The sequence below is a fragment of the Vibrio sp. Vb1166 genome, assembly GCF_033338695.1.
GTDB lineage: Bacteria > Pseudomonadota > Gammaproteobacteria > Enterobacterales > Vibrionaceae > Vibrio > Vibrio alginolyticus.
In genome coordinates this window covers 22,774-29,068 of record NZ_JAWOTE010000003.1, presented here as the reverse complement: position 1 = coordinate 29,068, position 6,295 = coordinate 22,774, and the positions used below count along the sequence as shown (strand labels likewise).

The 6,295-nt window shown below is 45.8% G+C and carries 6 protein-coding genes; 3 read left to right on the top strand and 3 right to left on the bottom strand.

Features of this window, described 5'->3' with window-relative positions; translation table 11 throughout:
- Positions 1-278: LysR family transcriptional regulator (locus tag R7E51_RS04555; protein ID WP_318128065.1), on the bottom strand; the 278-nt coding region annotated here is incomplete at its 3' end.
- 162 nt (positions 279-440) lie between these two features.
- Here R7E51_RS04555 and R7E51_RS04550 point away from each other — a divergent pair.
- Entirely contained in the window at positions 441-2,132 is a 1,692-nt protein-coding gene (locus R7E51_RS04550; protein WP_005375111.1) for an L-lactate permease, read from the top strand.
- A 315-nt stretch (positions 2,133-2,447) separates the two neighbouring features.
- Complete coding sequence (lldD, locus tag R7E51_RS04545) at positions 2,448-3,587, top strand: FMN-dependent L-lactate dehydrogenase LldD (RefSeq protein WP_005383962.1); 1,140 nt, start codon at positions 2,448-2,450, stop codon at positions 3,585-3,587.
- A gap of 90 nt (positions 3,588-3,677) precedes the next feature.
- Here the strand turns inward: lldD and R7E51_RS04540 are convergent, their stop codons facing one another.
- Positions 3,678-4,025: a helix-turn-helix domain-containing protein gene (locus R7E51_RS04540; RefSeq protein ID WP_005375109.1), complete on the bottom strand. Its 348-nt coding sequence runs from the start codon at positions 4,023-4,025 to the stop codon at positions 3,678-3,680.
- 300 nt (positions 4,026-4,325) lie between these two features.
- Between R7E51_RS04540 and R7E51_RS04535 the strand changes: the two genes are divergently transcribed.
- A complete protein-coding gene (locus R7E51_RS04535) occupies positions 4,326-5,429 on the top strand; it encodes a mechanosensitive ion channel family protein (protein ID WP_005375107.1) in 1,104 nt (367 codons plus the stop codon).
- Between the two features lie 72 nt (positions 5,430-5,501).
- On the opposite strand, the gene R7E51_RS04530 is transcribed toward R7E51_RS04535, so the two are convergent.
- Complete coding sequence (locus tag R7E51_RS04530; protein WP_206958274.1) at positions 5,502-6,221, bottom strand: carbonic anhydrase; 720 nt, start codon at positions 6,219-6,221, stop codon at positions 5,502-5,504.
- Positions 6,222-6,295 lie beyond the last annotated feature (74 nt).

The following is a 6,295-nucleotide window of genomic DNA, read 5'->3' as shown; positions in this document are numbered from 1 at the left end:
ATATGACCGCTCACATTCTCTCCAAAGCCTGCAACAGCATCCATAGCCTCCTGAGTGGCCTGCTTCACATTTTTAGCACTGTGGAGTAACACCTTACCTGCCTCGGTCAAGGTTAATTTGCGCGTTGTTCGATATAATAGCTGAGCCCCTATTTCTTCCTCCAACCTCGCCATTCTTTTGCTAACTACCGAATTTGTAAGGTTATTTGCCTCTGCAACCTTACTAAAGCTGCCAAGTTCGATTACTTGAGAAAATAGGATTAAGTCGTCTGCTCTCATACCATTATGTCACTTTTGGAATTAATTATTTTCATTATTTCCCTATATCAACAAAAAATAAAGGAGTAAATTCACGCCAAATTAACAAAACCATTACAACAAAAAGTCACCTCTACAGCGGATTGACACCGTTCGAGAAGTCAGCGTACGAAGGATGTACAAATGAGTGAAACCCTACTTGCCCTAGTGGCATTTTCGCCAATTGTTGTTGCCGCCATCTTATTGGTTGGTCTCAACTGGCCTGCTAAAAAAGCCATGCCTGTTGCGTTCGGTCTAACCGTCGCTATCGCACTTATGTTTTGGGATATGTCAGCCAATCGCGTACTGGCTTCCGTATTCCAAGGACTCGGCATTACTGTCTCTGTTCTATGGATCGTGTTTGGTGCCATCTTCTTGCTCAACACTTTAAAACACACTGGAGCGATCACCACAATCCGTAATGGATTTACCGATATTTCGGCTGACCGCCGTGTACAAGCCATCATCATTGCTTGGTGCTTTGGCTCGTTCATTGAAGGCGCATCTGGGTTCGGTACCCCGGCAGCAATCGCTGCACCACTGCTGGTTGCAATCGGCTTCCCTGCGCTAGCCGCTGTCCTAATGGGCATGATGATTCAGTCTACGCCTGTTTCATTCGGCGCGGTAGGCACGCCTATCATCGTAGGTGTAAACAAAGGTTTAGACACCCATAACATCAGTGAGTCGTTGGCCGCACAAGGTGCAACGTGGGAAATGTACCTGCAAGATATCACAGCGCACGTTGCTGTCATTCACGCAGTCGTAGGTACGATGATCCCGGTATTAATGGCGATGATGTTAACACGTTTCTTCGGCAAGAACAGAAGCTGGAGTGAAGGCCTGGATATTCTACCATTTGCGTTATTCGCTGGTGTCTCTTTCACCGTTCCATACGCGTTAACCGGCGTATTCTTGGGCGCAGAGTTCCCTTCACTTATCGGTGGTTTGGTTGGTCTGTCTATCGTTGTTACCGCAGCGAAAAAAGGCTTCTTAGTACCAAAGACTAAGTGGGATTTCGAAAGCGAAGACAAATGGCCTGCAGAGTGGTTAGGTTCGCTAAAAGTCGATCTAAACGACAATCCGGGCAAGCCAATGAGCATCGTAAAAGCTTGGGTTCCATATGTAATGCTGGCAGTTATTCTCGTCGCAAGCCGCGTAAGCCCAGAACTGAAAGGCTTTGTACAAAGCGTAAGTTTGTCGTTCAGCAACATTCTTGGTGAGACTGGCGTTAGCGCTGCGATTCAGCCGTTATACCTTCCTGGTGGCATTCTGGTGTTTGTCGCACTACTTGCTGCAATGTTACAAAGCGGCAGCGTAAAGCCATTGCGTGAAGCATTTGGCGAGTCAAGCAAAACACTGATTGGGGCGGGTTTTGTCTTGGTATTTACCATTCCGATGGTTCGTATCTTTATCAACTCAGGCATCAACGGTGCTGACCTAGCAAGTATGCCCGTCACAACCGCAAACTTCGCCTCTGACCTTGTTGGTTCTGCGTTCCCAGCGCTGAGTGCCACCGTTGGTGCACTGGGTGCGTTCATCGCTGGCTCAAACACGGTATCAAATATGATGTTCAGCCAGTTCCAATTCGAAGTGGCACAAACGTTGTCTATTTCGAGCGTGATTGTTGTATCACTCCAAGCCGTCGGTGCTGCCGCAGGTAACATGATTGCGATTCACAACGTTGTTGCCGCATCAGCCACGGTAGGTTTGCTTGGTCGAGAAGGCGCAACATTGCGTAAGACGATTATCCCTACGTTCTACTACATTGTAATGACAGGCATTATTGGATTGGTGCTGATTTATGGCTTCCAAATGACAGATGTCTTAATGAAGTAACGCGAAATGCAGGGTTTACAGCCCTGCCTAATTTGACACAGCTGTCTGCACTACTACCCCGACATGTTGATTTAGCTTGCTACATCAATTCCCCCGACAGCTGTGTCACCCTTTCCAGTTTGCATAACTGATTGAGTGATTTAATAAAATTTTTCAACCAATTATGTAAATGGGTTACCAACATCACCGATTCAAACGTAAGTGAACCATAGGTAACTATACTCATTTTGATGTCTTCACTGCTTTGCGATGAAGACTCAACGAAAGAGCAAATTGCTCCACAACTTTGCTTAGAATAACCGCTAGGACACCATTATGATTATCTCAGCTTCTACTGACTACCGCGCTGCCGCGAAAGCCAAGCTTCCCCCGTTTCTATTCCATTATATTGATGGCGGCTCATACGACGAACGCACGCTGAAGCGTAATACTGACGATTTAGGTGATGTCGCTCTTCGCCAACGCGTCCTACGCGATATGACAGATTTGAGCCTCGAAACCGAGATCTTCGGTGAGAAACTGGCAATGCCAATCGCGCTAGCTCCTGTTGGTCTAACTGGTATGTACGCGCGCCGAGGCGAGGTGCAAGCAGCAAAAGCAGCCGAGAAAAAAGGCATCCCATTTACTATGTCGACTGTTTCAGTTTGTCCGATTGAAGAAGTCGCACCTGCAATTGAACGTCCAATGTGGTTCCAGCTTTACGTGCTTAAAGACCGTGGCTTTATGAAAAACGTACTTGAGCGTGCAAAAGCAGCAGGCGTAACAACGCTGGTGTTTACCGTTGATATGCCAGTTCCTGGCGCACGTTACCGTGACATGCACTCAGGTATGAGTGGTCCTAACGCGGCCATGCGTCGTGTATTCCAGGCGATGCGCCACCCAAGCTGGGCGCTGGATGTGGGTCTACTTGGTAAACCGCACGACTTAGGTAACATCTCAACTTATCGTGGCGAACCAACAAAGCTAGAAGATTACATCGGCTGGTTAGGCGCAAACTTCGACCCTTCTATCTCCTGGAAAGATCTTGAGTGGATTCGTGATTTTTGGGATGGCCCAATGGTTATCAAAGGCATTCTAGATGAAGAAGACGCGAAAGATGCGGTACGTTTCGGCGCAGATGGCATTGTGGTATCTAACCATGGTGGCCGTCAGTTAGATGGCGTACTTTCAAGTGCTAAAGCACTACCAAGCATTGCGGATGCGGTAAAAGGTGATCTTAAGATCTTCGTAGACTCTGGTATTCGTACTGGTCTTGATGTCGTTCGTATGCTCGCACTTGGTGCAGACTGTACGCTTCTTGGCCGTTCATTTGTATACGCATTGGCAGCACAAGGCGGAGCAGGCGTTGAAAATCTACTGGATCTGTACGATAAAGAAATGCGTGTAGCAATGACGCTGACTGGCGCTAAGTCTATCGCGGATCTTTCACGCGATTCGCTAGTGAAAATCCCATAATCTTTGCAAGCGAGCAAAACAGAAACGAAAAAACGAGCCAACAGTGGCTCGTTTTTTATTGCTCTTCAACCCGATAATTTGACGAGCAAGCTAGCTAACTTGGTGAACGTACTCGATCACGACTTGGTTTCCGTCGATAAACACGTTACTGATATCGCCATCCACCGTCACACGATTTTGTAAATAAACGGTACCAGATGCAGATAGATCACGCTCCGTCAAAGACGGAATCACCTGACCAGGACGTACATGTAGCTGCTCGCATAGCTGTTTTACAAAACCTAGCGTCAGTGGAGAATTACCACGTAACAAGCCAGAAAACTCGTGTAGACTCAAACCAAGGCGCTTCGCCATTTCCATTTGAGTGATGTGCATTTTGGCTTTTTGTGACATCCAGATGTCGTAGAGCGCGTTTCGATCCAGCTCTGTAAATTCCATATCTGCCTCCGCTAATTCAAGAGTCAATACACTCTCACACTTACTTAAGATAAATGTTAGCGATAAGTCAGAGAAGTTATAATTGATCGTCCAAATATCAACCCTCAATCATTGGTAGCGTACCTCTGAACATGCATGAGGCGGTCGCTCAGCAAAACGTAAAGGTAACTCTCTTGTCATTGGAAGGAAAAGTCCATCTCGGCGGTTTAGACATAAGTAAATGATTTAAAGGAAATCACTGGGGTGAAGGAGTAATATCTGCTACCTTTCCTTCCATGGTTCACTAGAAATAAGTTACATATGCCACAGTGGTTTACCGAATTACAAAGCTACATTGAAACGTCTCATCAAAATTGGAGTGGGAGCGTCCTTTTCATTACGCTCGCTAGCTTTATAGCTTGGATAGCTTGGCGGCTGATCCGCTCTCGCCTCGCTGCGCTCGTAGAGAAAACGCCCTTCCACTGGGATGATATGTTGCTTGATGCGCTAAAAGCGCCAGTCAGTACACTCATTTGGTGTTGGCCAGCAACCGTCTCTATCGGCATCATATTAGAGAGCGAGCTCAACGATAAAATAAACTGGTTAAGTACGCTGAAACTGATTTTAATCATCAGCATCTTCGTATGGACCGTTATGCGGCTCATTACCAATGTTGAAGAGCATGTTCTCGAACAAAAGAACCGAGATGAAACAACAGTACAAGCGATAGCTAAGGTCGCGCGCCTGTTCTTTATTACCGTCGGAATTCTAACCGTAATGCAGGCATTTGGTCTGTCACTATCGGGCCTACTTACCTTCGGTGGTGTTGGTGGTTTGATCGTCGGTTTAGCGGCGAAGGATTTGCTGTCTAACTTTTTTGGAGGTCTTATGATCTACTTCGATCGTCCATTTAAAGTTGGCGATTGGATCCGTTCTCCAGACCGACAAATAGAGGGGACGGTAGAACGCATTGGCTGGCGTATGACCATTATCCGAACTTTCGATAAGCGTCCACTGTATGTGCCAAACTCAGTGTTTAGCAGCATTGTCGTAGAAAACCCATCTCGCATGCTGAACCGACGTATCTACGAAAAAATTGGACTTCGTTACGACGATGCTGAAAAAATGCCGCAAATTATCACCGCGGTAAAAGAAATGCTGAAAAATCACAAAGACATTGATGCACGCCAAACACTTATCGTCAACTTCGATACATTCGGTCCATCATCATTGCACTTCTTTATCTATACCTTTACTAAAACCGTGAATTGGGTGAGATACCATGAGGTTAAGCAGGACATACTGCTTAAGGTAATCAACATCATTAAAGAACACGATGCAGATATCGCGTTCCCTACTCAGACGCTTAAGCTTGATCCTATACAAATGGTAAAAGCGGAAGAGCAAGAAGATCACGGCTTCTAGTTCTCACCAATACCCAAATAATCAAGCCCGCTGTGTTTAAGCGGGCTTTTTATTTTTCTTCGCATGAAGTGGTTATTGTTGCGTTAACACCATACGTGCATTCAGCGGTTGGATTGGGCGATTGTTTTTCCCCATTACTTCCGAAAAAGATTTTATCTGCTCAGGAGAAATAGTTTGTGCTTCTTTCATCACCAACCAACGTACACCTTCAGAGCATGGCGGTGTCGTTAGTGAGCCGTTAAAGCGGTAGTAGTCTTTATCACTTGGGATAAGGGCATCAGCATCAAATGGAACCTTGATGGTAACATCTTGATCTTTAGTTGGAATGTTAGCTAGCATCTTAGCTAGATCTGGGTTCGCGTCACCCAGTTTAAAGAACACCGCGACAACAGCTAGATGACCTACTTTGTCGGCATGCACAAAGTGTGCTTCTAGAGGGTATTCTTTACCGTCCACATGGTTTTCAGATGGCGTATGGAAGTGGAACTGTTTCAACGTAAACTCTTTACCATCAATGGTGAGTGTGTTTTTACCTTCTAAACCAGTCTGTAAAGTGTGACCGTTGTTCAGCAGTGAAATTGCCTTACCTTCGTAGTCGAAATTCAATTTTTCTAGCTTCGCTTCGGTCGCCGATTCAATGTTGATTGGGCTCTGGTTTTGACCTTTTGCGCACTCAGATGCAAACTCACCCCAATGAGCAGGTCCATGGTTTCCCTCGTAGCCCCAGCTTGCTGCATAAGCTGTTCCTGTAAATACCAGTGCCAAACCTAATGTTGTTAGTGACGTCTTCATCATTTTCCTTATTTCTGAAAGTTAAATTCCGTGAGAATAAAGCCATACTAATCTCACAAAATTAAGCAGTGACA